The sequence below is a fragment of the Acuticoccus sp. I52.16.1 genome, from assembly GCF_022865125.1.
In the GTDB taxonomy this organism is placed as follows: domain Bacteria; phylum Pseudomonadota; class Alphaproteobacteria; order Rhizobiales; family Amorphaceae; genus Acuticoccus.
Genome location: NZ_CP094828.1, coordinates 89,105 through 112,254, shown reverse-complemented (window position 1 = coordinate 112,254; position 23,150 = coordinate 89,105). Strand labels below are relative to the sequence as shown.

Below are 23,150 nucleotides of genomic sequence, written 5' to 3'. Positions count from 1 at the left end.
GTTGGAGGGGCGCCGGATGGAGGGGCGTCAGATGGAGCTGCTCCCCTCCGCCCCGCCGATGATGAGCGGGCCGTAGAGCAGCTGCGCGAACATGCGCGAGGGACGGACCGTGGACCAGAAGGTCGAGCGGGCGAGGCGGGCCGCCTGGCGGATCGCCTTGGGGTCCTCCGCGGCGTGACGGATCAGCTCGGCGAGCGCCTCCACGCTGGGCGCGGCGACGACGCGGTTCTTGACCGTCCCCGCAAATGAGGTTCCGTCCAGCGTCAGCACCAGCTTGCCGGCGGCCATCGCGTGGAGCGCCGCGACGGAGTGGTGCTCGGTCATGCCGCGCACCGGGATCAGCAGCGCGTCGATCTGCTGCATCGCGGCGAAGTAGATCGGGCGGTCCAGCACCTCGTCGATCATGGACACGTTGCGGTCCGGCAGGGCGGCAAGCTCCGCACGGGTGGTCAGGATGTCGTCCGACGCGGGGCCGCTGCCGGTGCCGGGGCGCACCTGCACCACGAAGCGCACCTGGCGCGGGTTGGGGAGCGCGGCGTTCACCGTGCGGATCACGTGCGGCAGGTTCTCGAACCCGTTCACAGTCGTCGGCGCGCTGAGGAAGCCGACCGTCAGTCGGCCGGGGGCACTGTCGCCCGGTGCGGCGAGGGAAATCTCGGGAGGCGTCTCCAGCGGGACGACGGGGATGCCGAACGCGCTCGACATGCGCTGCGCCAGCGGCCGCGTCCAAGCATAGAGGAAGGTGGAGACACGCTCGTTGTTGAGCTGCTGGATCGCCGACCCAAGCCGCTCCAGCGAGGGAAAGCGCTCGCGGTTGGGCAGCCGCTCCGGGTCCCACCACGTCGCCAGGTGGACGAACGGACGCGAGGCGGCCGGTTGCTGCGCCAGCAGCTCCATGACGATGGCGTAGAGCGACGCGTCGCACACCGGAAAGAAGAGATGCCGCTTGCGGCTGAACCGGGTGGCGGAGATGATCCAGCCGATCCGCTCACGCACCGCGGCGAACGCCTCGGCCTGCTGGGCCTCCGGCAGCCGCCCGATGTCCGACAGCGAGGTGGAGAAGCCGCCGCCGCCGAACTGGCGGCTGTTGCGGTGGCCGATGACGACCGTGCGCAGGCTCAGCCGCCGCGCACACTCTGTCAGCCGGGTGGCGAGGTCGTCGTGGGCGGGATTGTCGGGATCGGTGGAGGGGTCGACGATGACGATCTCGTGATCGAGCCCGTTGGTGCGGGCGATCTCCGGCAGCGCGGCGTTGCGCAGGAGCGCGAACTCGATGTCGGTGATCGGCGGCTGCGACCAAACCGGGTCGAGCGAGAGGTTCTTCGTGCCGATCGACAGCTGGCCGGGCTTCTTCACCGCTGCGGCGCTCTCTCCTGCCGCGGGCCGTGCGGGTGCGGCCTGCGCCGTCTCGCCCGGGCCGGACCTTTCCGCAGGCGTCCCGGCGGGGGATGCCGGCATGGTGAAGGGCCGATTGTCCTCACGTCCATGCACGGGCGGTGGCCTCCGGCTCGTTGCGGGTGTCGTCTCGGTCCCGGCTCCGACGTGGTGGCGCAGCATTGATGCTGCCACCCCGGCACGGATGCCGCCCTTCGCTCGCGGGCCCGAGGATCACATAGCGGGCGTGTGCCCCAGCTTCTTTCGACGACATCGGCAATGGTTCTACTAAAAATGGAACCTGCACTCTCTACCTGGGCGTGGCGTAAAAGCAACAGCGGCATATCCTTCCGGTCCGGAGCGCGAATGTTCGCGCGCGGCGCGCCGTGTCTTGCGTTTGATGGTGGACAGTGCCCGCGATCAGGGTAAGCCGGACGAGCCCGCGTTGTTTGACGACAAGGCAGGGAGTAAGCATTCCAATTGGGTGCACAATGTTGATGAGGCAGGAGCGAGATGGCCCGCAACCGCAGCGATCGCCGTGAGAGTTTCCAGGGGCTGTGGCCGTGGCCCGGAAATATTTTCCTCGTCCTGTTCGGCGCCTGGGCGTTCTACATGGGTTATCTTGCCGAGGCGCGCGACGTTCAGCTCGCGTTCTACGGCCTGACCGGCGTCACCGCGCTGGTGCTGCTGCTGGGCCTGCGCGCCATCGGCCGCAAGGCGCCGGCGCCGGCCGAGCGTCCGGCGATGCGCTCCATCCCGCGCACCGAGGAGGTGACCTTCTCCTCGCGCGATCGGGCGACCCCCAGCGGCGGCACTCTGCGCACCGAGAGCGCCGCCTCCACCCGTGCCGCCCCGCCGTTTCCCGAGAGCCGGCCGTTCGGCCCCAGCGTCGACGCGCTGATCAACCGCGAGAAGGCCGCCCGCGGCGCGCAGATCGCCAAGCTCGAAAGCAACCTCAACGAACGGCTGAGCCAGATGGAGGCGCGCCTGGGCGAGGGGGGCGGTAGCGGCGCTGGCCCTGGCCCGGCGCTCGACGAGTACCTGCGCATCGAGACGTTCAACTCCGCCGTCAACGAGCGACTGCTGCCGCGCATCAAGGACATGATCGGCGCCGCGATCGACGAGCGGATGGCCGGGGGCGCCGCGCCGCAGGGCCTTGCCGAAGAGGTCGCCAAGCTGCGCTCCGCCCGCGACGTCGACCACCGCGAGATGACCGAGCTGCGCGCCGCGCTGGAGGCTGCACGCGGCGCCGAAGGCGGCGCGCCGATCGACACCGCGGCCCTGACGGCCCGTATCCAGACGGTCGAGAAGGGGGTGGAGGCGCGCAAGGCCGAGCTGGAGCGCCTCAGCGCCAACGTGCGCGACACGGTGACCGACATGGGCCGCCACCTGAAGCGGGTGGACGAGGTCGCCGCCGACATCGTGCGCCGCCTGGAACGGATGGGGGCCGACGGCGACGGCGAGCGCACGCCCGCGGACGTCGCCCAGCTACGCGACGCCCTGGCGACGATCATCGAGCAGAACCGCGACATCAAGGCCCGGCAAGAGATGCTGTCGGCCCGCTTCGAGGTGCCGACCGGCAAATCCGAGGGGTAGGGTCCCCGCACCTCGGCGCCACAATGCAATAACGGCGGCCGGTGAGGCCGCCGTTTTTCGTCGGGGGCCGCCGCGGCTCGGCGCGGCGGGTGGCCGGGCGGCGGTCAGTGCGCCAGGATCTGGCTCAGGAAGAGCTTGGTCCGCTCGTGCTGCGGGTCGGTGAAGAACGGCTCCGGCGCGTTGCTCTCCACGATCTGCCCCTGGTCCATGAACACCACGCGGTTCGCGACCTGACGGGCGAAGCCCATCTCGTGGGTCACGCAGATCATCGTCATGCCGGTCTGCGCCAGGTCCACCATCACGTCGAGCACCTCCTTGATCATCTCCGGATCGAGGGCGGAGGTGGGCTCGTCGAACAGCATCACGTGCGGGTTCATGCAGAGCGAGCGGGCGATCGCCACGCGCTGCTGCTGGCCGCCGGAGAGCTGGCCGGGGTACTTGTTCGCCTGCTCGGGGATCTTCACCCGCGTCAGGTACTCCATGGCGATCTCGCTGGCCTGCTTCTTGGGCATCTTCTTCACCCAGATCGGGGCGAGGGTGCAGTTCTCGAGGATCGTCAGATGCGGGAACAGGTTGAAGTGTTGGAACACCATGCCGACGTCGCGTCGGATCTCGTCGATCTTCTTGAGATCCGACGTCAGCTCGATCCCGTCGACCACGATCCTGCCGGACTGATGCTTCTCCAGCGCGTTGATGCAGCGGATCAGCGTCGACTTGCCGGAACCGGACGGGCCGCAGACCACGATCCGCTCCCCTTTGTGAACCGTGAGGTCGATGTTCTTCAGGACGTGGAACTCGCCGTACCACTTGTTCATCCCGGCGATCTCGATGGCGATCTCCTTGGAGACGGTCATCGGCGCGACGGGGGCGCCCGCCTCAGGCGTTTGCAAAGACATGGTCAGGCTCCTTTAGCGAGCGTCGGCGGCGCGCAGCCGGTTCTCAAGGTAGATCGAGTAACGCGACATGGACCAGCAGCAGATGAAGAAGACGAAGGCGATGAAGCCGTAGAGCTCCCAGACGATGCCGTTCCAGTCGGAATCGGCGCGGATCGGGTTGATGATGCCGATCGGGTCGAACAGGGCGATGATCGACACCAAGGTCGTGTCCTTGAAGAGGCCGATGAAGGTGTTGACGATGCCCGGGATCGAGATCTTCAGCGCCTGGGGGAGGATGATGAGACGCATGGATTGCCAGTAGGTCAGCCCCATGGCGTCCGCCGCCTCGTACTGCCCGCGCGGGAGCGCGGCGAGGCCACCGCGGACCACCTCGGCCATGTAGGCCGACGCGAACAGCGTCACCATGATGATGACGCGCAGGATCTTGTCGAAGTTGGTGCCGGGCGGCAGGAAGTAGTTGAGCAGCACCGACGCGACGAAGAGCAGCGTGATCAAGGGCACGCCGCGTACGAACTCGATGAACGTCACGCAGACGATCTTCAGGATCGGCAGGTTGGACTGGCGCCCGAGGGCGAGGAGGATGCCGATCGGGAAGGAAGCGGCGATGCCGGTGATGCCGATGACCAGCGTCAGCAGGAAGCCGCCGAACTGGTCGGTCGTCACCGGCCGCAGCAGCACGCCGCCGACGAGCAGCACGTAGCAGATCACCGGATAGGCGAGGCTGAACCACAGCCAGTAGCGCTTCTGGTGGGCGTGGCCGAAGAAGTACGCCAGCGGGGCGATGACGATCGCCACGAACGTCGTCGGCCCGACGAGGATCTCCGGGTCGCCGGCGCCGAACAGGACGGCGATCAGCGTGATCGCCACCTTGGCGGCGAGGAAGCCGGCGAGGCCCAGCGCCAGCGGCCGCAGCGTCTGGAACAGGACCGGCGCGATGGCGATGAAGAGGAGCAGCAGCGCCAGATTGGGCCGCCAGCGGTAGCTGATCGGGTAAAACCCGTACATCAGCTGCCCGAAGCGCTCGTTGATGACGGCCCAGCAGGCCCCGCTCTCCCCTTCGCCCAGCGTGTTGGCGATGATCTCGCGGCATTCCGACAGGCTGCCGGCGTTCCAGACCGAGTTGAACAGCGCCCATTCCAGGATGCTAGGAAGCAGCCAGGCGACGAAGGCCAGGCACGCGATCGTCAGCGCGCTGTTGAGCCAGGAGGAGAAGAGGTTCTCCCGCAGCCAGCCCACGACGCCGCTGGTGCTGACGGGGGCGGGCTGCGGCGCGAACTGCGTGTCGGCGACGTAGGCAACGGTTTCGGCGTGCGTTCCGCTCATATCAACGCTCCACCAGTCGAACGCGCGAATTGTAGAAGTTCATCACCGCCGAGATGACCAGCGAGATGAAGAGGTAGACCGCCATCAGGAGCAGGATGCACTCCATCTCGCGCCCGGTCTGGTTCAGCGTGATGCCGCCGAGCGTGCCCGTCACGTCGAGGTAGCCGATGGCGATCGCCAGCGAGGAATTCTTGGTCAGGTTCAAAAACTGGCTGATCAGCGGCGGAATGATCACGCGCAGCGCCTGCGGCAGGATGATGAGGTTCATCGTGCGGCCGGGCGGCAGGCCGAGCGCGAAGGCCGCTTCCGTCTGCCCCCGGCTGACCGACAGGATGCCCGCGCGCACGATCTCGGCGATGAACGCGCCGGTATAGACCGAGAGCGCCAGCCACAGCGCGATGAGGCTGTCACGGATATTGATGCCGCCGCGGAAGTTGAAGCCTTTCAGCTCCGGATATTCCAGCGAGATCGGCATGCCGAGGACGAAGTAGACGAGCGCCGTCGGCACGATGAGGATGGCGAGACCGATCCAGAACATCGGCAGCTGCTCGCCGGTCTCCATCTGCCGCTTGCGCGCCCAGGACCGGACCAGGAAGAGCGCGGCGACCGAGAGCAGGAACACCGCGATGACGATGTTGGCCCCCGCCTCGAGGATCGGCGCGGGGATGTAGATGCCGCGGTTGGTGACGACGACGGCGCCGGTCTCGACCTCCCGCAGTGCGCGCGGCGAGGGGGCGATCTCGTTCACGATGGTCATCGTGAGGAGGATCCACAGGAGCACCGGCACGTTGCGGAACATCTCCACGTAGATCAGCGCGATCTTGGCGACGATCCAGTTCTTGGAGAGGCGCAGGACGCCGAAGACGATGCCCAGGATCGTGGCCGTCAGGCAGCCGAGGGCGGCGACGAGGAGGGTGTTGAGGATCCCGACGAGCGCGGCGCGCGCGTGGGTGTCCTGATTGTCGTAGGGGATGAGCGTCTGGTTGATGTCGTAGTTGGCGCTTTGCCAGAGAAAGCGGAAATCGAAGTCCTTGCCGACGGCCGACAGGTTGACCACCGCGTTGTTGACGAGCCAGCCCACGCCCAGCATCAGTAAGATCAAGGTGATCGCTTGGATGAATGCGGACCTGTAGCGTTCGTCTCGCCACAGCATGTCCAATCGAAATACAGGTTGCCGCTCAGCCGCAACGCTCATGCCGTCCTCCAAAAATAAGAGGGGCGCGAACCCGATGGATTCGCGCCCCAATCATCATCTGCGTCAGCGGATCGGCGGAGCGTACATAATGCCGCCGTCGGTGTAGAGCGCGTTGAGGCCACGCTCCAGGCCGACCGCGGTGTCCGGACCGAGGTATTCGTCGAACACTTCGCCGTAGTTGCCGACGGCCTTGATGGCGCTGATGGCCCACTCGTTCGGCAGGCCGAGCATGGAGCCCATTTCGCCCTCGACGCCCAGGAGGCGGGCGACGTCCGGGTTGATGTCCTCGGCCGCGGCCATCTCTTCGACGTTCTCGGCGGTGACGCCCTTCTCTTCGGCGATGATGAGCGCGTTCAGCACCCAGCGCACCACGTCGCCCCAGGGCTCGTCGCCCTCACGCACGGCCGGGCCGAGCGGTTCTTTGGAGATGATCTCCGGCAGGATCACGTGATCGTCCGGATTGTCGAACGAGGCGCGGGTCGCGGCGAGGCCCGACGCGTCGGTCGTGTAGACGTCGCAGGCCTCGGCCAGATAGCGCTGCTGCGCCTCGGCGTTGGTCTCGATCGGCACCGGCTCGTAATCCATGTTGTTGGCACGGAAATAGTCGGCGAGGTTCAGCTCGGTGGTGGTGCCGGTCTGAATGCAGACGGTGGCGCCGTCCAGCTCGGACGCGGAGGACACGCCGAGCGCCTTCGGGACCATGAAGCCCTGGCCGTCGTAGTAGTTGACGCCGGTGAAGGTGAGGCCGAGGTCGGCATCCCGCGACAGCGTCCACGTGGTGTTGCGCGACAGCATGTCCACTTCGCCGGAGGCCAGCGCGGTGAAGCGCGTCTTGCCGGTGAGCGAGGTGTACTGGACCTTGGACGGATCGCCGAAGATCGCAGCCGCCACGGCCTTGCAGAGCGCGACGTCGAAGCCTTGCCAATTGCCGGCTTCGTCGGTGAACGCGAAGCCGACGAGGCCGGTGTTGATGCCGCAGATGAGCTGGCCGCGTTCCTTGATCTGGTCCAGCATCGAGCTTTGCGCATGAGCCTGGCCGGCGAAGGCAAGCCCCGCAGCGGCGGCGATCGCCAGTTTGGTGAATTTCATGTGTCTTGCTCTCTCCTTTGAAGGCGACGGAAGTCTCGTGTTCCGTTGGCCCGCCATAAGCAATTGCCATGCCGTTCGAAAACATACCGAACTCGTCAGGCTTGCATGGCTGTTCGGAGCATAGTCAGACGCCAATCAACCTGCCAACGCCTCGAAGGGAAAATAGTATGGACGATGCGTCCGCCGCCCGCCCCAAGCGCCGCGTCGCAACGACGCTGGCCCACGCGGGCCGCGATCCGACGGCGTACCACGGGTTCATCAACCCGCCGGTCGTTCACGCCTCCACCGTCCTCTTCCCGGACGTGCAGGCGACGCGCACCCGGACCCAGAAATATACCTACGGAATCAATGGGACGCCGACGACCGACGCGCTCGCATCGATCATGAACGAGCTGGAGGGGGCGGAACATACGGCGCTGGTTTCGAGCGGTCTCGCCGCTTGCACGATCGCCTTCGCGTCGGCGCTGAAAGCGGGCGACAGGGCCCTCGTGACCGACAACGTCTATATGCCGACGCGCCGCTTCTCGAACGGATTTTTGTCCCGATTCGGTGTGGAGATCGTCTATTTCGATCCGCTCGATCATGCCGCATACGAAACCGAGCTCGAAAAAGGCGCCGCCGCGGTCTTCCTCGAGGCGCCCGGATCGCTCACCTTCGAGATGTGCGACATTCCGTACCTGGCGGCGCGCGCCAAGGCCGCCGGCGCCGTCACCATGATGGACAACACCTGGGCGACGCCGCTCTTTTTCCGCCCGCTCGAGCATGGCGTGGACCTGTCGATCCATGCGGCGACGAAATATCTGTCCGGCCACTCCGATCTGCTCTTCGGCACGATCTCCGGACGGGGCGAGGCCATCGCCAACGTGCGGAACACCGTTCAGGAGTTCGGCGAAAATGTAGGCCCGGATGACGTTTATTCGGTCATGCGCGGCATCCGTACGTTGCAGCCGCGCATGGCGCAGTTCCAGCACAATACGCGCAAGGTGGCCGAGTGGCTGAGCGCCGACGCGCGGGTCGGCAAGGTGCTTTATCCGGCGTTGCCGGGTGCGCCGGGGCACGCGCTGTGGAAGCGCGACTTCGAGGGCGCGACGTCGCTCTTCGCAGTCACCTTCAAGGGGCGGACCGAGGCGGAGATCATGAAGATGGTCGACAGCCTGACTCTCTTCGGCATCGGAGCCTCCTGGGGCGGCTTCGAGAGCCTGGCGACGATGCCCGTCGTCAACGCCACCCGCTCGGCGACGCGCTGGCCGGACGACGAGCCGCTGGTGCGCATCAATATCGGCCTGGAGGACCCGGCCGATCTGATCGCGGACCTAGACCAGGCGATGGCGCATCTTTGAGCGCCGGCCGGCCGGGCGGCGTCGACACGCCGCCTAGCTGGCGTTGGTCAGCGCCGTCTTGCGCTCACGGAAGATGAGCCAGAGGTTGCGCGCATAGATCAGCAGCCCCGCACCCTGTCCGGCGATGAACACCGGATCCTTGCGCGACAGGGCATAGACGAAGAGCATCCCGCCGCCGGCGATCGAGAAGAACCAGAACGCCACCGGCACCACCGAGCGGCCCGCCCGCTCGGACGCGATCCACTGGATGATGAAGCGCGCCGAGAACATCGCCTGGGCGAAGAAGCCGATCGCGATCCACACGTCGAACTGCTCGACGAACACCTGATGGAACCAGGTGCCCAGACCCGACCACACGTCACCCATCGCTCGACTCCCGTCTCACTTCGACCGCGGTGGGGCGGGAGGCCGCCCGCCGCCGCAACCACCACATGCCCAGAAGGTCGGGCAGACCCACCAGCGCGCGGTCCCATACGCCGTATTTCGAGGTGCCGCTGGTGCGTGCCCGGTCGGCCACGTCCACATGCGCCACGCGCCAGCCCTCCCGCATGAAGAGGGCCGGATAGAAGCGGTGGTTGTTATCGAAGAACGGCAGGGTGAGATAGACCTCCCGGCGCATGGCTTTCAGACCGCAGGCGGTGTCGCGCGTGTTGTCGGCGAGAAAGGCCCGGCGGGTGCGGTTGGCGATCTTCGAGACGAGCTTCTTGCGCCAGCCGTCGTGCCGCCGCGTGCGCTGCCCGGCGACGATGCCGACGGCGGGGTCGGCGAGGAGCGGTGCGACCAGAGCGGCGAGGAATTGCGGATCGTTCTGCCCGTCTCCGTCGACGGTGACCAGGATGTCGCCGCGGGCGGCCTGCGCCCCGGCCCGGATCGCGCGCGACTTGCCGCCCGACGCCTCGTGCCGCAGCACGCGCAGGTTGGCAAGGCCGGTCGCGAGGGCGGCCGCGGCGGTGCCGTCCGTCGAGCCGTCGTCGACGACGATCAACTCGTAGGGGACGGCGAGCGAGGAGGCGGTGATCTCGGCCAGGAGGTCCGCGATCGCCCCGGCCTCGTCCTTCGCCGGGATCAGGACCGAGACGACGGGTGCGGCGCTCACGGGTCCTCCCGCACGAAGAGGGTGAGGCGCACCGGGTCGCCCTTGGAGATGTTGAAGCCCTCGACGACGGCGGCCTCGGCGAGCGTCACGCCGGCGTCGGCCGCGGCGGCCCGCACCTCCTCGACCGCCCGCTCCCGCGCGACGATGACGAGGCATTCGCTGCGTGCCAGCGCGACGGCGCTCGCCGGGCTCGTCAGCGCCGTGTCGGTGCCGGCGAGGAAGATGAGGCTCGGCTCGTTGAATCCGCCGACACTGGCGATGCGCGGGTCGGGGCAGGGCGACACCGCGCGCGCTTGGGCCACCAGCGCCGGGCTCACCCACAGCGGCGTCATGTTGGGCAGGACGAGGCCCCACACCATCGCCTGCGCCAGAACCGCCGACAGCACCGCCGATCCCGCGACCGGCATCGAGAGCGCCGCCCGCCCGCGCCACAACGAGACGCCCGCGACGATGCCGAATGCGATCGCCACCAGTCCGATGAGGGTCGCCGGGCGCAGCAGCGAACCGGCGATGTCGAGCGGGGCACCGACGTTGTCGTTGATCACCGAGGGCGCCGCGAGGCCGGCGGCGACGAGGCCGAGCGGCGTCAGCACCAGGCCGACGACCGCGAGGATGCGCAGGATCTTGGGCGGCTGGACCGTCTGCAGGACGGCGACCGCCGCCAGCGCGATCGCCGGGAAGAGGGGGAGGGTGTAGTGCGGCAGCTTGGTCGGCGTCGCCTCGAAGACGATCCAGCTCGGGATCGCCCAGGCGGCGGCGAAGAGGAGGGCGGCGCTGCGCTCGGTCCAGAAGCCCCGGAGGCTCGCCAGCACGAACGGCGCCAGCGGCCACGCCACCACGAAGAAGAAGGCGAGGTGGGTGAGCGGAGGCGCCCAGTGCCCCTCCTGTCCGGTCGCCGCCTTGCCCAGGAAGTCGGTCCCGAGGGCGGTGGTGAAGAAGGCACCGTCGGTCGCGCGCCAGATCGCCACGAACCACGGCAGGCAGATCGCCGCCAGGATGACGAGGCCGGCGAGCGGCCTCAGCCGGGGCAGCAGGCCGCGGCCCGAGCGCCACGCGAGCACCGCGACGGTCAGGACCGCCACCATCGGCGCGATCGGCCCCTTGACGAGGATGCCGAGCGCCAGTCCCACCCAGAACGTGACCGGCGCCGCCCACGTCCGCGCCTGCGACAGCCACACCCGCGCCAGCGCGCCCTGCATCAGGACGACGGTCGCCAGCAGCATGGCGTCCGTCTTCGCCAGCCGCGCCTCGACGCCGACGATCACCGTCGCGCCCAGCAGCGCCCCGGCCAGCACCGCATGGGTCGGCGACAGGAAGGCCCGCGCCATCCATATCGTCAGCAGGACCGCCGCGATGGCACCGATCAGCGATGGGATGCGGTAGACCCACAGCGGCGCCTGGTTGCCCTCGCCGCTGACCCAGACGGAGGCCGCCTGCAACCAGTGAATGCCGATCGGCTTCTTGTGCCGCGGCGCATCCTGGAAGCGGATCCGGACATAGTCGCCGGTCTCCACCATCTGCTTGGTCGCCTGCGTGTAGCGCGGCTCGTCACGGTCGAGCGGCGGCACGGTGCTGAATCCGGGCACGAAGGCCAGGAAAACGAGCAGCACCAGCGCGAGCGGGCTCCAGGCACCGATCAAGGACCCGTCGTGCGGGCGCGCGGTTCGTGGGGTCGACATGAGATGGCCTTAGGGGATAGGGAGGCCGCGGTCAGCGGCCGGGATGCAACACTCCACAGCGTTACGCTCGGGGCAGTAGCATCCGCCGGGCGGCCCTGCTAGAGGCGCGCATATGGCGGTCTTCGTACATCTCACCGATCTGCACCTGCGCCCCCCGGGCGTTCTCACGCTGGGCCGGATCGATACCGATCGATACGTCGTGCAGGCGATCGATGCCATCAACGCACGCCATCCCGACATCGACGCGGTCATCGTCTCGGGCGACATCACCGACCTGGGCGAGGACGAGGCCTACAACCGGGCCGCGATGTTGCTGTCGCGCTTTCCCGTCCCGGTGATCGTCGTTCCGGGCAACCACGACCAGACCGCGGCGCTGCGCGAGGCCTTCCGTGCCTTCCCCGGCCTCGGCGAGGAGACGGTCCCCGGCAAGGCCTGTCACGCCCACCGCGTGGCGGGCGTGACGCTCGTCGCGCTCGACACCTCGATCGACCAGCTGGCCACCAACGGGCACCACGGCGAACTGGGCGCGGCGCAGCTCGAGTGGCTCGACGCCACGTTGTCGCAGGCGGGCCCGGCGCTGATCGCGATGCATCACCCGCCGTTCGGCGTCGGCATCGGCTTCATGGACAAGATCGGCCTGGCCGACGCCCGCGGATTCGCCAAGGTCCTGGCGCGTCATGAGAATGTCCTGCGCATCGTCTGCGGCCACGTCCACCGCACGATCGTCTCGGAAGTCGGCGGCGTTCCGGCAATCGCCATCCCGGGCGTCGCCCACCAGGTGGTGATGGCGCTCGACGATGCGACCCCGGCCGCACTCGTCATGGAGCCGCCGGCCTACGGTGTGCATATGGTCGACAACGGGCGCGCCATCTCGCATATCGGCTATGTGGAGAGCTACGGTACGCCCGTCCTGTTCGACAACCCGGTCCCTGCCTGATGGATGAGCCAGCAGTCGCGATCACCGATGCGGATATCGAGGCGGCCGTCGGCCGATTGAGTGGCCGCGTGGTCCGCACGCAGCTGATCTCCTCGCCCGTGCTCGACATGAAGGTCGGCGCCCGCGTCTTCATCAAGCCCGAGTGCCTGCAACGCACGGGCTCCTTCAAGTTCCGCGGCGCGACCAACGCCATCGGCCGCATCCCGGACGGTGCCCGGCAGCGCGGCGTCGTCGCCTGTTCTTCGGGCAACCACGCGCAAGGCGTCGCCGAGGCGGCCCGCGTCGCCGGCATCCCGGCGACGATCGTCATGCCGCATGATGCGCCGTCGATCAAAAAGGCGCGCACGGTGCGTTCCGGCGCGACCGTCGTCGGCTACGACCGCGAGAACGAGGACCGCGTCAAGATCGCGACCGACATCGCGGCCGAGACCGGCGCCACCTTCGTCTCCCCCTATGACGACCCCGGCGTCATGGCCGGGCAGGGCACCGTCGGCACCGAGATCGCCGAGGATCTCGCCGCGATCGGGGTGACGCCGGACCGTGTGCTGGTGCCGGTCAGCGGCGGCGGGCTCCTCTCGGGCGTGGCGACCGCGATCAAGACGCGGATGCCGACGACGATCTGCCAGCCGGTCGAGCCCGAGGGTTTCGACGACACGACACGGTCCCTGCGCAGCGGCCAGCGCGAGACGAACACGCAGAAGGCCGGCTCGATCGCCGACGCGCTGATGTCGCAGGCGCCGGGCGAATTGACCTTCCCGGTGATGGCCCGCCTCGCCGAGCCCGGCGTCGCCGTGCCGGATGCGCTGATCTACAAGGCCATGGCCTTCGCTTTCCACGAGCTGAAGCTCGTCACCGAGCCGGGCGGCGCCATCGCCCTCGCCGCGCTCCTGGGCGGCCTGCTCGACGTCGACGGAGAGACCGTGGTCGTGGTGCTGTCGGGCGGCAATGTCGACCCGTCGATGCTGATGCGCGCCCTCGACGACGCCTGACGGCGCGTCCGCCCCGCACGGCCATATCGCGCGGCGGGGCGGGGGCTCGACCCGCGCCGCAGCGGCCCCGGGGCCGATCCGGGTGCCGGGTCAGCCCCAGAGTTCGGCGGACGGTGGGTAGACCGTCGAGCCGTCGAACGTGAGGCCCTCGTCGCGGTCGCGGGCGAGCATCAGCGGGCCGTCGATGTCCACGTAGGCGGCGCCCTGGGTCAGCAGCATCGCCGGTGCGATCCCCAGCGACGTCGTCACCATGCAGCCGACCATCACCATCAGGTCGAGCCGGCGCGCCTCTTCGACGGCCTTGAGGGCCTCGGTCAGGCCGCCGGTCTTGTCGAGCTTGATGTTCACCGCGTCGTAGCGGCCCTTCAGCGCGGCGAGGTCCGTCGAGGCGTGGACGCTCTCGTCGGCGCAGATCGGCACCGGGTGCGAGACCGTCGCCAGCGCGCCGTCGCGGTTGGCCGGGAGCGGCTGCTCGATCAGCGCGACCTTCGCCGCCTTGCAGGCCGACATGTTGATCAGGAGGTTGTTGTCGCTCCAACCCTCGTTGGCGTCGACGATCAGGGTCGCGTTCGGCACCGCCGCGCGGATCGCCTGGATGCGCACGTCGTCCCCCAGCGGGCGCCCGAGCTTGATCTTCAGCAGCGGGCGGTCGCCGGCGTTGCGGGCCGCCTCCGCCATCTCCTCCGCTTCGCCCAGGCCGATGGTGTAGGCCGTCGTCACCGGCGCCATCGTCTGGCCCAGCATGTCGGCGACGCGTGTGCCGGAGCGCTTGGCCTCCAGGTCCCACATCGCAAGGTCGATGGCGTTGCGGGCCGCGCCGGCGGGCATCGCCGCTTGCAACTCCTCGCGCGTCAGGCCAGCGGCGATCCGGTCGGACATTGCCAGTATGTCCGCCAGCACGCCCTCGACCGATTCGCCGTAGCGCGGATAGGGCACGGCCTCGCCCCGGCCGACGTGCGGCCCGTCGGTCAGCGTCGCGACCACCATCCGCGCGATGGTGCGCCGCTCGCGCGAGATCGAGAAGACGCCCGCGATCGGATATTCTTCCGCGACGGCGGTCAGCGCGGTCACGACAGGTACTCCGTCGCCAGCGCGTCGACGATGGGATCCACGCCGAACCGCACCGGGTCGATGGTGGGCAGGTTGTATTCCGTGGCGATCTCGTAGAGGAGCGCGCGCGCGGCCCCCTCGTCGAGGGCGGCGGTGTTGACCGCGACGCCGACCGGCTTGATCGCGGGATTGGTGAGCCGGCCGAGGGCGATGTTCATCTCGATCACCTCGCCGATCGACGGCAGCGGCGTCTCCACGCCGCGCATCCTGGTGCGCGTCGGCTCGTGGCAGACGACGAACGCGTCCGGCTGCGCTCCATGCAGAAGCCCCAGCGAGACGCCCGCGAACGACGGGTGGAACAGCGACCCCTGGCCCTCGACGATCTGCCACGCGTCCGGCGCGGTCTCCGGGGTCAGCCACTCGGCGGCGCCGGAGATGAAGTCGGCCACCACCGCGTCGATGGCGACGCCGCGGCCGGAGATGAAGACGCCCGTCTGCCCCGTGGCGCAGAAGGTGGCGTCGAAGCCCTTGGCGTTCATGCCGGCTTCCAGCGCCAGCGCGGTGTATTTCTTGCCGACCGAGCAGTCGGTGCCGACGGTGAGGAGGCGCTTGCCGGGACGCTTGGTGCCCTTGCCGGTGGCGAAGGACTGCTTGGAGAGGCGCACGTCGAGGAGGCGCTGGCCGGTCTTGGCCGCGGCCTCTGCGATCGCCGGAACGCTGGCGAGCGGCTTGTGCAGGCCGCTGGCGACGTCGAGCCCCGCCTCCAGCGCTTCCACGATCGAGGCGATCCAATGGTCCGGCAGCACCCCGCCGGCGTTCACGACGCCGACGATCATCGTCTTGGCGCCCTGCGCGGCGGCGTCCGTCGCGTTCATCTCGGGGAGCTTCGCATCCGCCTTGCAGCCCGGCAGGCGCCACTGACCCACGCACCAATCGCGTCGCCAATCGACGATTCCGAGGCTGGTTTTCGCGGCCAAGGCGTCAGGAACGTCGCCGAGAAACAACAGATAGGGGCGTTCGAGTTCCATAGGCGCCAATCCCTCTTTGATCGTAGCGGACTGTTTAGGCAATCCGGACATGATGCCATTGTGCAGCACTCGGTGGGCCACGTGCAGTGGCACGGCCCGTCAGCTGGTGACGAAACAGCCTTGTGGAGCTACCACCTAAAACGAGCATGCAAAAGACGAGATGATGGACGCGCAGGCACCATCCCCGACACCGGCGGTGAAGACGCACCGCGAGGGCGAGACGTTCTCGGCAACGTTCAGCGGCAGCTGGACGGTGAGCGCGGCCGATATGGCCGAATGCTCCGTCGCCGCGCTCGACGCGCTGTCGGAGGCGGGGCGCGGCACCAAGCCGTGCGACGTGGTCTTCCAGCTCGCCGGCATCGCCACCGTCGACACCGCGGGCGCTTGGATCATCCACCGCGAACGGGCGCGGGCCGAGTTCGCCGGCCACCGCGTGCGCCTGGAGGGGGCGAGCCCGCGGCTGCAATTCCTCCTCAAGGAGATCGAGAACCACATCCCGCAGCTGCTCGACCGTCCGCGCCAGCCGTGGGCGGTGATCCGCTGGGTCAACTCCATCGGCGCCACCACCGTCGGCGTCTTCCAGGACTTCGTGGCGCTCCTGTCGATGCTGGGGGTGTTCGGCTTCCGCCTGACGACCCTCTTCACCCACTTCCGCCGGCTGCGCGTCACCTCGATCCTCTCCAACTTCGACCGCAGCTGCCGCGGCGCGGTGCCGATCGTGATGCTGATGAGCTTCCTCGTCGGCCTCATCGTGGCGCAGCAGGGCGGGTTCTACCTCTCCTCTTTCGGCGCCACGATCTTCGTGGTGGACATGTCCGGCATCCTCATCCTGCGCGAGCTGGGCGTGCTCCTGGCGGCGATCCTGGTGGCGGGCCGCTCCGGGTCGGCGTTCACCGCCGAAATCGGCGCCATGCGCATGCGTGAAGAGGTGGACGCGTTGGACGTCCTCGGCCTCGACCCGGTCGAGGTGCTGGTGGTGCCGCGGCTGATGGCGCTGATCCTGGCCATGCCGCTCCTCGCCTTCCTGTCCGACATCGCGGCCATCCTGGGGGCGATGCTCATCTCGTGGAGTTCGCTGGGCATCTCGCCGGACGTCTTCCTGCGCCGCCTCAACGAGGTCGTGACGCCGCTCGAATTCTGGATCGGCATCGCCAAGGCGCCGTTCATGGCGCTCATCATCGGCCTGGTGGGCTGCTCGGAGGGGCTGAAAGTGGGGGGGTCGTCCGAGTCGCTGGGCCGGCAGACGACCAGCTCGGTGGTGAAGGCCATCTTCCTGGTGATCGTCGTCGACGGCCTCTTCGCAATCTTCTTCGCAGCGGTGGGGATCTAGTGAGCGACGAAGACGACACCGCCCCGATGGAGGAGACGCTGCCGGACGGGACCTTCAAGGTCCATCCCGCGCCCGCCCATCACCGCGCCGGCCACGACTCCACGCTGGACGAGAAACCGAACGACGACGAGCACGTCATCGAGGCGCGCGACGTCGAGGTCCGCTTCGGCTCGTTCACGGTGTTCAAGAACCTCAACCTCGATGTGCGCCGCGGCGAGATCCTCGGCTTCGTCGGCGGGTCGGGGCAGGGCAAGTCCGTGCTGATGCGCACCATCCTCGACCTGGTGCCGAAGTGTTCGGGCACGATCCGCCTGTTCGACAAGGACGTGGACGCGCTGAGCGCATCGCAGCGCTCGCTGCTCAACCGCCGCTATGGCGTGCTCTTCCAGATGGGCGCGCTGTTCTCCTCGCTGACGGTCAAGGAGAACATCCAGGTTCCGATGAAGGAGCAGGGCGGCACCATGAGCAAGCAGCTCATGGACGAGCTGGCGTTGATGAAGATCGACATGGTGGGTCTGGCGCGCAACTCGGCCGACAAGCTTCCGTCCGAACTGTCCGGCGGCATGATCAAGCGTGCCGGTCTGGCGCGCGCGCTGGCGCTCGACCCGGACCTCCTCTTCGTCGACGAGCCGACCTCCGGCCTCGACCCGATCGGCGCCGCCAACTTCGACGATCTCATCGCGGGCCTGCGCGATACGCTGGGCCTCACCGTCTACATGGTGACGCACGACCTCGATTCGCTCTGGAACGTGTGCGACCGCGTGGCGGTGCTGGCGGACAAGCGGGTCATCGTCAACGGCCCGGTGCAGGACCTCGTCGACTACGATCACCCGTGGGTTCAGGAATACTTCCGCGGTGTGCGCGGCGGTCGGTTCGTGAGCACTTAGATGTTTCAGTTCCTCGCGGCCCGTCGCCGCACAACGTGTAGGGCTTACTGATGGAAACGCGTGCCAACTACGTTGCGATCGGCATCTTCGTGCTTGTCGTGCTCGCAGGGGCGTTCGGTTCGCTGTGGTGGCTCTATCGCGCGTCCGGCACCGGGGCGACGGAACGGCTGCGCATCATCTTTCCGGAGGCGGTGACCGGCCTGTCCACCGGCGCGGGGGTGTACTTCAACGGCATCCGCGTCGGCGAGGTGACGTCGCTGGAGTTCCCGCCGGAAGGGGGCGACAACGTCATCGCCATCACGAGGGTGAACCCCTCGGCGCCGATCAAGGTCAACACGCAGGCCCAGCTCGCCTCCCAGGGGCTGACGGGCGTCGCCTACGTGTCGCTGGTCGGCGGCTCGGGCGAGTCGCTGTTCGAGGCGGCCGACAAGGAAGACAAGATCCCCACCCTGGAGGCCGCCACCAGCGCCTTCACCAACGTTCTCGACACGTTGCAGAGCGTCCTGGGCCGGCTCGATTCCACGCTGGGCGTGGTGCGACAGCTCGTCGACGAGAACCAGGGGAACCTCTCCGGCGTCGTCCAGAACGTGCGCACGATCACCGACAACCTCGCCCAGGCCTCGCCGCAGGTGCCGGGGATGGTGACCGACTTCTCCAACGCCGCCAACGCCATCGCCCAGGCGGCGCCGCAGATCACCGGCGTGGTCGAGAACGCCAACGGCATCCTGGCGGCGATCGACCCGTCGCGCGTCGGCACCATCGTCGGCAATATCGAGACCTTCTCAGGCGACCTGCCGAAGATCGGCCAGCAGGCCGACACGTTGATGGCGAGCGCCAACGGCATCGTCACTCGCGTCGGCGACGCCGCCGACACCCTCAACGAGGCGCTCAACTCGGCCGACACGCTGGTGAAGTCGATCGACGCGACGGCGGTCAATCAGATCATCACCAACGTCGACACCGTCAGCAAGGCGGTGTCCGATCGCTCCAGCGAGATCGGCAGCCTGATCGACAACGCCTCCCGCATCAGCGTCAACCTGACGCAAATCACCGACACGGTCGCCGCCCGGCGCGACGACGTCGGCAAGACGCTGGACGACGTTTCCGCTCTGGTGGGCGACATCCGCACCGCGGTGAAGGCCGCCGGCCCCGCGATCCAGAACATCAGCCGCGCCAGCGCCGCGATCACGCCCGAGAAGGTCACCGGCATCGTCGACGACGTCCAAAGCGTGACGAACACGCTCGCCGGCCAGGCCGAGAACGTCGCCAGCCTCGTCGGCGCGGCGACCGAAGCGGCCAAGGGGATCGACAGCGTGACCCGTGTGCTCTCGGCCCGCAGCGAGGCGATCGGGACGACCATCGACCAGGCCTCGGCGCTGGTGACCAACCTGCGTCAGGCGTCGGACGGCGCGCCGCAGCTCGTGGCGACGGCCGAGAAGCTGCTGGAAGACGCCTCGGCGACGGTCGCCGCCGTCGACGCGACGCGCATCGACGCCGTGGTCGCCAACGTCGAGCGACTGTCGCAGACGGTGGCCGACAAAGGCCCGGCCATCGCCGATCTGATCGAGGCCGCCCGCGGCACCGCGATGCGCGCCGAGACGATCACGTCGTCGATCGCACAGCGCATGCCGGCCATCGGGACCGCCATCGACGATGCGACCGCCACGATGGCGAACGTGCGCACCGCCAGCAACGATCTGCCGCGGATCGTGGCCTCGCTGGAGCCGGGCATCGCCAACGTGACGGACGTCCTGAACAGCATCGACCCGGCCGCCATCGAGGCCATCGTCTCCAACGTCGAGGCTCTGTCCACGGCGCTGGGAGGACAGGCACCGGCGGTGGAGCGCATCGTCGAGCGTGTCGAGGGCGTCGTCGCCGACGCCTCGTCGGTCGCGGCCGATGCGCGCGTGGTGGTCCAGGAGGTGGCGACCCGCTCGGCCGAGATCGGCACGGCGATCGACGACGCCTCCGCCGCGATCGCCAGCGCCCGGCAGGCCGCCGACGCCGCGCCGCGGCTCGTCGCCTCGCTCGAGCCGGGCATCGCCAACCTCTCCAACGTGTTGAGCGCGGTCGACCCGGCCGCCATCGAGGCGATCGTCGCCAACGTTCGTGGCGTGACCGACGCGGTCAACGCGCAGACCCCGGCGATCGACGACATCGTCACCGCGGTGCGCGGCGCGTCGCTGCGGGTCGAGGCGATCACCTCCGGGGTGGCCCAGCGCATGCCGCGGATCGGCACCGCGATCGACGACGTGACCGCGTCCGCCGCCGACATCCGCCGCACGACCGAAGCGCTGCCGGGGCTGGTCGCCTCGCTGGAGCCGGGCGTGCAGAACGTCTCCGACGTGCTGGCGGCGATCGACCCGACCGCCGTGGAGGCGATCTTCCAGAACGTGCACGACATCTCCGGCGTCCTCAGCAACCGGGCGCCGGCGATCGACGGGATCATCACCTCCGCCGAGCAGTCGATCCAGAACGCTCGCGAGGTGACCGACCGGCTCGTCGCGCGCATCCCGGCGATCGAGGGTGTGATCGACAACGTCGCCGCATCCGTCGCCGACGCGCGCGTCTTCGCCGCGTCGCTGCCGGACATGGCGACGGCGCTGCAGCCGGGGATCGAGAACGTCTCGGCCGCCCTGTCGGCCATCGACCCGGCGGCGCTCGACGGGATCGTCGACGACGTGCGCGGGCTGACGACGATGCTTTCGGGCGAGAGCGAGCGGGTGCAGGCGATCATCGCGGGGGTGGACACAACCGTGGCGAGCGCCCGCGACATCGCCGCAGGCCTGCAGGCCAAGCTGCCGCAGGTGACGACCGCGATCGACGATGCGGGCGCGGCCGTCGCCTCGGCCCGCACCTTCGCCGACGCCTTGCCGGGCTACGGCGAGACGCTGCGTCCGGGGATCGAGAACGTCTCGGCGGTGTTGCAGGCGGTGGACCCGGCGGCGATTGGCGAGATCGTCGCCAGCGTGAAGGCGCTGACCGACACGCTGGGCGCCGCCGCGCCGCAGGTGCAGCACTTCATCGCCACTGCCGGCGTGGCGGCGGACGACGTCGCCGACATCACCGGCCGCGTCCGGGGCGAGTTGGGCACGATCAGCGCGATCATCGACAACGCGAACGGGGCGGTGGCCGACGTGAAGACGTTCACCGCGACCTTGCCGGCCCTGCGCCGGCAGATCGACCCGGTGGTGGACGCGGTGACCGAGGTAGTGACCGCCGTCGACCCGGTGATGGTGCGCGCGATCATGACGAACGTGCGCGACGTCTCGCTCACCCTGTCGGACTCGCGCGAGAACGTGCAGCAGATCATCTCCACGGCGAGCGAGGCCTCGCGGCGGATCGACCAGGTCGCCGCGGCGGTTTCGGCCCGCACCGACCAGATTGGCTCGACGATCGACTCGGTGTCGAGTTTCGCGGGCAACCTGCGCGACGCCGGGCCCAGCATCGACGACATCGTCGCCAGCGTGAAACGGGCGGCCGACGACGTCGCCGTCGCCGTCAGCTCGATCGACACGTCGGCGATCAACACGATCCTCGACAACGCGCGGCAGGTGGCGACCGCCATCGGCTCGCGCACCGGCGAGATCGGCACCGCGATCGACGAGGTGGTGGCGACCGCGCGGCGCATCACCGACAGCCTGAGCAACGCGAGCGGCGAGGGCGGCATGGTCCAGGACCTGATCGACCGGGTGAAGGTCATCGCGGCCAACGTGGAGGGCGCGTCCAACAAGCTGGGCGTCTTCATGGATCGCGCCAACGCGGTGCTGGGCGGCGAGGTGCAGACGGTGTTCGCCGGGGTCAACGGCGCGACGGCCTCGATCCGGGACGTTGCTGCTGCATTTGCGCCACGCGCCGGTACAATCGCGAACGGTCTTTCACGGTTTAGCCAGAGCGGTCTTGACGATCTTCGGGCACTCATCAATCAAGGACGTAGTACCTTGCGAGCGATCGAGAGTGCCGTGTCGAGTTTTGACCGCGACCCCAGCCGCGTGATCTTCGGGGGTGACAGTGCGCCTCGATATACCCCGCAGCGCCGATGAGTAGATTGCGCGCCTTTGCTTCACTGCTTCTCGCGTTGGCCCTGGTGGGCTGCGCGGGAGGCGACAAGATCGAAGCGATCTACGAACTGACCGCGCTCGACAACCCGGCGGTCGCGAGCGGCACGACGGCGCAGATCCTGGTGCCGGAGCCGCGGGCGTTGGAATCGCTCTCCACGTCGAAGATCGCCGTGAAGCCCACGGCGATGACGCTCTCCTACTACCCTCAGGTGGTCTACCAGGACGCCGCGCCGAAGGTGTTGCAGCGCATGCTGCTCGACACGTTCGAGAACACCGGCCGCGTCCACGCCGTGGGCCTGCCGGGGCAGAGCCTGTTGATCAACTACCAGGTCGTGACCGAGGTCCGCGCCTTCCAGGTGGAGACCTATGCGGGCACACGCGCGCGGGTGCAGGTTGCGGTCAAGATCCTCGACGATTCCAATGGTCGCGTGGTCCGGACCCGCGTGTTCGACACCATCGTCCCGCTCGCCAGCGATCAGGTCGACACCGCGGCCGAGGGAATGAACAACGCCGCGCGCCAGGCCGCGTTGGAGATCGTGGAGTGGACGTTGGCGTCGATCTGACGACGTTTATATCTGTTCGAAGTACTATAGATCACGAAATGGCCACAGTGATGTTAACCAACGGCAGCGTTCGCTAACGTTGTGTGCTCGTGCTATGGCGTTTTTTGAGTAATCGTTATTGCCATCGCTTCGATTGACAGCTTATGGTCGCGCCGACCCGCGCAATGTTCATGCGCCGCCGGTGCGTTTTTCCGGTATTGTTGAAATAGAGGGATTGCACCGATGCCGATGTTCTCGCGACTTCGCGACCGCGCGCCGACCTTCCAGGAAACCGACACATCGCTCGAGCCGACGAGCGAAGGCTCGTCCGAGCATACCGGCGACACCTTCTATCCCGTCGACGAGCAGATGTCCGGCGAGGGACTGTTCGGCTCCGGGGAGGGGCTGTTCGGGTCCATCGCGGTGGGCTTCGCCGCGCGCCTGACCGGCGGCGCCGCCATCTCCACCGCATTGACCGGCGACGAGGACCCGTCCGTCGAGGCGTCGACCTCGGCCGACGTCGGTGGGGCGGACATCATCTTCAAGTTCGACTTCGCGTTCGCCGAGGACTTCGAGTTCCAGGGCGGGCGCGGGGCGGTGGCGGTCAGCGCCTCGGCGGCGTTCGGGATCGATCTCGAAGGCTGGAACCCCGAGACCCCCTACGTCTTCGAATTCGGCCCCGGCGCGCCCGAGCCCGAACTCCTGGGCTGATCGCGCACCGCCGACCTTGCCTCGCCG

The 23,150-nt window shown here is 68.4% G+C and carries 19 protein-coding genes; 9 read left to right on the top strand and 10 right to left on the bottom strand.

Going from position 1 to position 23,150, the window contains the following annotated elements; genetic code table 11:
* Window positions 1–27: 27 nt before the first annotated feature.
* On the bottom strand, window positions 28–1,356 hold the full coding sequence (locus MRB58_RS00530; protein ID WP_244779695.1) for a glycosyltransferase: 1,329 nt from the start codon (window positions 1,354–1,356) through the stop codon (window positions 28–30).
* A 531-nt stretch (window positions 1,357–1,887) separates the two neighbouring features.
* Between MRB58_RS00530 and MRB58_RS00525 the strand changes: the two genes are divergently transcribed.
* Window positions 1,888–2,970: a hypothetical protein gene (locus tag MRB58_RS00525; protein ID WP_244779694.1), complete on the top strand. Its 1,083-nt coding sequence runs from the start codon at window positions 1,888–1,890 to the stop codon at window positions 2,968–2,970.
* 104 nt (window positions 2,971–3,074) lie between these two features.
* Here MRB58_RS00525 and MRB58_RS00520 read toward each other — a convergent pair whose 3' ends face one another.
* The 4 genes from MRB58_RS00520 to MRB58_RS00505 form a co-directional block, all read right to left on the bottom strand.
* Window positions 3,075–3,866, bottom strand: coding sequence for an amino acid ABC transporter ATP-binding protein (locus MRB58_RS00520; protein ID WP_305853215.1), 792 nt, complete (start codon window positions 3,864–3,866; stop codon window positions 3,075–3,077).
* A 12-nt stretch (window positions 3,867–3,878) separates the two neighbouring features.
* Window positions 3,879–5,189 carry an amino acid ABC transporter permease gene (locus tag MRB58_RS00515; protein WP_244779693.1) on the bottom strand — a complete coding sequence of 437 codons (1,311 nt, stop codon included), beginning with the start codon at window positions 5,187–5,189 and terminating at the stop codon, window positions 3,879–3,881.
* 1 nt (window position 5,190) lies between these two features.
* Window positions 5,191–6,291, bottom strand: coding sequence for an amino acid ABC transporter permease (locus MRB58_RS00510; protein ID WP_244779692.1), 1,101 nt, complete (start codon window positions 6,289–6,291; stop codon window positions 5,191–5,193).
* Window positions 6,292–6,447: 156 nt separating this feature from the next.
* Window positions 6,448–7,473 (bottom strand): amino acid ABC transporter substrate-binding protein, encoded by a 1,026-nt coding sequence (locus MRB58_RS00505; RefSeq protein ID WP_244779691.1) that lies wholly within the window; start codon window positions 7,471–7,473, stop codon window positions 6,448–6,450.
* A gap of 68 nt (window positions 7,474–7,541) precedes the next feature.
* Between MRB58_RS00505 and metC the strand changes: the two genes are divergently transcribed.
* Window positions 7,542–8,813 (top strand): cystathionine beta-lyase, encoded by a 1,272-nt coding sequence (metC, locus tag MRB58_RS00500; RefSeq protein WP_371747220.1) that lies wholly within the window; start codon window positions 7,542–7,544, stop codon window positions 8,811–8,813.
* Between the two features lie 33 nt (window positions 8,814–8,846).
* On the opposite strand, the gene MRB58_RS00495 is transcribed toward metC, so the two are convergent.
* From MRB58_RS00495 to MRB58_RS00485, 3 genes are read right to left on the bottom strand one after another with little or no spacing between them, the layout of a single operon-like run.
* Window positions 8,847–9,179, bottom strand: a complete 333-nt coding sequence (locus tag MRB58_RS00495) for a lipid-A-disaccharide synthase N-terminal domain-containing protein (RefSeq protein WP_244779690.1) — start codon at window positions 9,177–9,179, stop codon at window positions 8,847–8,849.
* Window positions 9,172–9,909 (bottom strand): glycosyltransferase family 2 protein, encoded by a 738-nt coding sequence (locus MRB58_RS00490; protein WP_244779689.1) that lies wholly within the window; start codon window positions 9,907–9,909, stop codon window positions 9,172–9,174. Before MRB58_RS00490 ends, MRB58_RS00495 begins: the two co-directional genes overlap by 8 nt.
* Complete coding sequence (locus tag MRB58_RS00485; protein ID WP_244779687.1) at window positions 9,906–11,588, bottom strand: glycosyltransferase family 39 protein; 1,683 nt, start codon at window positions 11,586–11,588, stop codon at window positions 9,906–9,908. Before MRB58_RS00485 ends, MRB58_RS00490 begins: the two co-directional genes overlap by 4 nt.
* Window positions 11,589–11,700: 112 nt before the next feature.
* On the opposite strand from MRB58_RS00485, the gene MRB58_RS00480 reads away from it, so the two are divergent.
* A complete protein-coding gene (locus tag MRB58_RS00480) occupies window positions 11,701–12,525 on the top strand; it encodes a phosphodiesterase (protein ID WP_244779685.1) in 825 nt (274 codons plus the stop codon).
* Complete coding sequence (locus MRB58_RS00475) at window positions 12,525–13,514, top strand: threonine/serine dehydratase (RefSeq protein ID WP_244779683.1); 990 nt, start codon at window positions 12,525–12,527, stop codon at window positions 13,512–13,514. Before MRB58_RS00480 ends, MRB58_RS00475 begins: the two co-directional genes overlap by 1 nt.
* Before the next feature lie 90 nt (window positions 13,515–13,604).
* Here MRB58_RS00475 and dgcA read toward each other — a convergent pair whose 3' ends face one another.
* Both dgcA and dgcN read right to left on the bottom strand, forming a co-directional pair.
* Window positions 13,605–14,585, bottom strand: coding sequence for an N-acetyl-D-Glu racemase DgcA (gene dgcA, locus MRB58_RS00470; RefSeq protein ID WP_244779681.1), 981 nt, complete (start codon window positions 14,583–14,585; stop codon window positions 13,605–13,607).
* Window positions 14,582–15,592 (bottom strand): N-acetyltransferase DgcN, encoded by a 1,011-nt coding sequence (dgcN, locus tag MRB58_RS00465; protein ID WP_244779678.1) that lies wholly within the window; start codon window positions 15,590–15,592, stop codon window positions 14,582–14,584. Before dgcN ends, dgcA begins: the two co-directional genes overlap by 4 nt.
* A 160-nt stretch (window positions 15,593–15,752) precedes the next feature.
* Here dgcN and MRB58_RS00460 point away from each other — a divergent pair, with 160 nt between their 5' ends.
* The 5 genes from MRB58_RS00460 (at window position 15,753) to MRB58_RS00440 (ending at window position 23,123) form a co-directional block, all read left to right on the top strand.
* Window positions 15,753–16,922: an MlaE family lipid ABC transporter permease subunit gene (locus tag MRB58_RS00460; protein WP_244779676.1), complete on the top strand. Its 1,170-nt coding sequence runs from the start codon at window positions 15,753–15,755 to the stop codon at window positions 16,920–16,922.
* Window positions 16,922–17,809, top strand: a complete 888-nt coding sequence (locus MRB58_RS00455; RefSeq protein ID WP_244779674.1) for an ABC transporter ATP-binding protein — start codon at window positions 16,922–16,924, stop codon at window positions 17,807–17,809. The genes MRB58_RS00460 and MRB58_RS00455 overlap by 1 nt, the downstream gene beginning before the upstream one ends.
* Before the next feature lie 50 nt (window positions 17,810–17,859).
* Entirely contained in the window at window positions 17,860–21,852 is a 3,993-nt protein-coding gene (locus MRB58_RS00450; RefSeq protein WP_244779672.1) for an MlaD family protein, read from the top strand.
* On the top strand, window positions 21,849–22,433 hold the full coding sequence (locus tag MRB58_RS00445; RefSeq protein WP_244779670.1) for an ABC-type transport auxiliary lipoprotein family protein: 585 nt from the start codon (window positions 21,849–21,851) through the stop codon (window positions 22,431–22,433). Before MRB58_RS00450 ends, MRB58_RS00445 begins: the two co-directional genes overlap by 4 nt.
* Before the next feature lie 222 nt (window positions 22,434–22,655).
* A complete protein-coding gene (locus MRB58_RS00440) occupies window positions 22,656–23,123 on the top strand; it encodes a hypothetical protein (RefSeq protein WP_244779668.1) in 468 nt (155 codons plus the stop codon).
* Window positions 23,124–23,150: the final 27 nt, after the last annotated feature.

Excerpts from the sequence above, each read along its gene's own strand:
- MRB58_RS00475 (WP_244779683.1), top strand. The coding sequence starts at position 12,525 with ATGGATGAGCCAGCAGTCGCGATCACCGATGCGGATATCGAGGCGGCC.
- MRB58_RS00520 (WP_305853215.1), bottom strand. The coding sequence starts at position 3,866 with ATGTCTTTGCAAACGCCTGAGGCGGGCGCCCCCGTCGCGCCGATGACC.
- MRB58_RS00515 (WP_244779693.1), bottom strand. The coding sequence starts at position 5,189 with ATGAGCGGAACGCACGCCGAAACCGTTGCCTACGTCGCCGACACGCAG.
- MRB58_RS00485 (WP_244779687.1), bottom strand. The coding sequence starts at position 11,588 with ATGTCGACCCCACGAACCGCGCGCCCGCACGACGGGTCCTTGATCGGT.
- metC (WP_371747220.1), top strand. The coding sequence starts at position 7,542 with ATGCCGTTCGAAAACATACCGAACTCGTCAGGCTTGCATGGCTGTTCG.
- MRB58_RS00440 (WP_244779668.1), top strand. The coding sequence starts at position 22,656 with ATGCCGATGTTCTCGCGACTTCGCGACCGCGCGCCGACCTTCCAGGAA.
- MRB58_RS00525 (WP_244779694.1), top strand. The coding sequence starts at position 1,888 with ATGGCCCGCAACCGCAGCGATCGCCGTGAGAGTTTCCAGGGGCTGTGG.
- MRB58_RS00495 (WP_244779690.1), bottom strand. The coding sequence starts at position 9,179 with ATGGGTGACGTGTGGTCGGGTCTGGGCACCTGGTTCCATCAGGTGTTC.
- MRB58_RS00505 (WP_244779691.1), bottom strand. The coding sequence starts at position 7,473 with ATGAAATTCACCAAACTGGCGATCGCCGCCGCTGCGGGGCTTGCCTTC.
- MRB58_RS00450 (WP_244779672.1), top strand. The coding sequence starts at position 17,860 with ATGGAAACGCGTGCCAACTACGTTGCGATCGGCATCTTCGTGCTTGTC.
- MRB58_RS00445 (WP_244779670.1), top strand. The coding sequence starts at position 21,849 with ATGAGTAGATTGCGCGCCTTTGCTTCACTGCTTCTCGCGTTGGCCCTG.
- dgcN (WP_244779678.1), bottom strand. The coding sequence starts at position 15,592 with ATGGAACTCGAACGCCCCTATCTGTTGTTTCTCGGCGACGTTCCTGAC.
- MRB58_RS00480 (WP_244779685.1), top strand. The coding sequence starts at position 11,701 with ATGGCGGTCTTCGTACATCTCACCGATCTGCACCTGCGCCCCCCGGGC.
- MRB58_RS00460 (WP_244779676.1), top strand. The coding sequence starts at position 15,753 with ATGATGGACGCGCAGGCACCATCCCCGACACCGGCGGTGAAGACGCAC.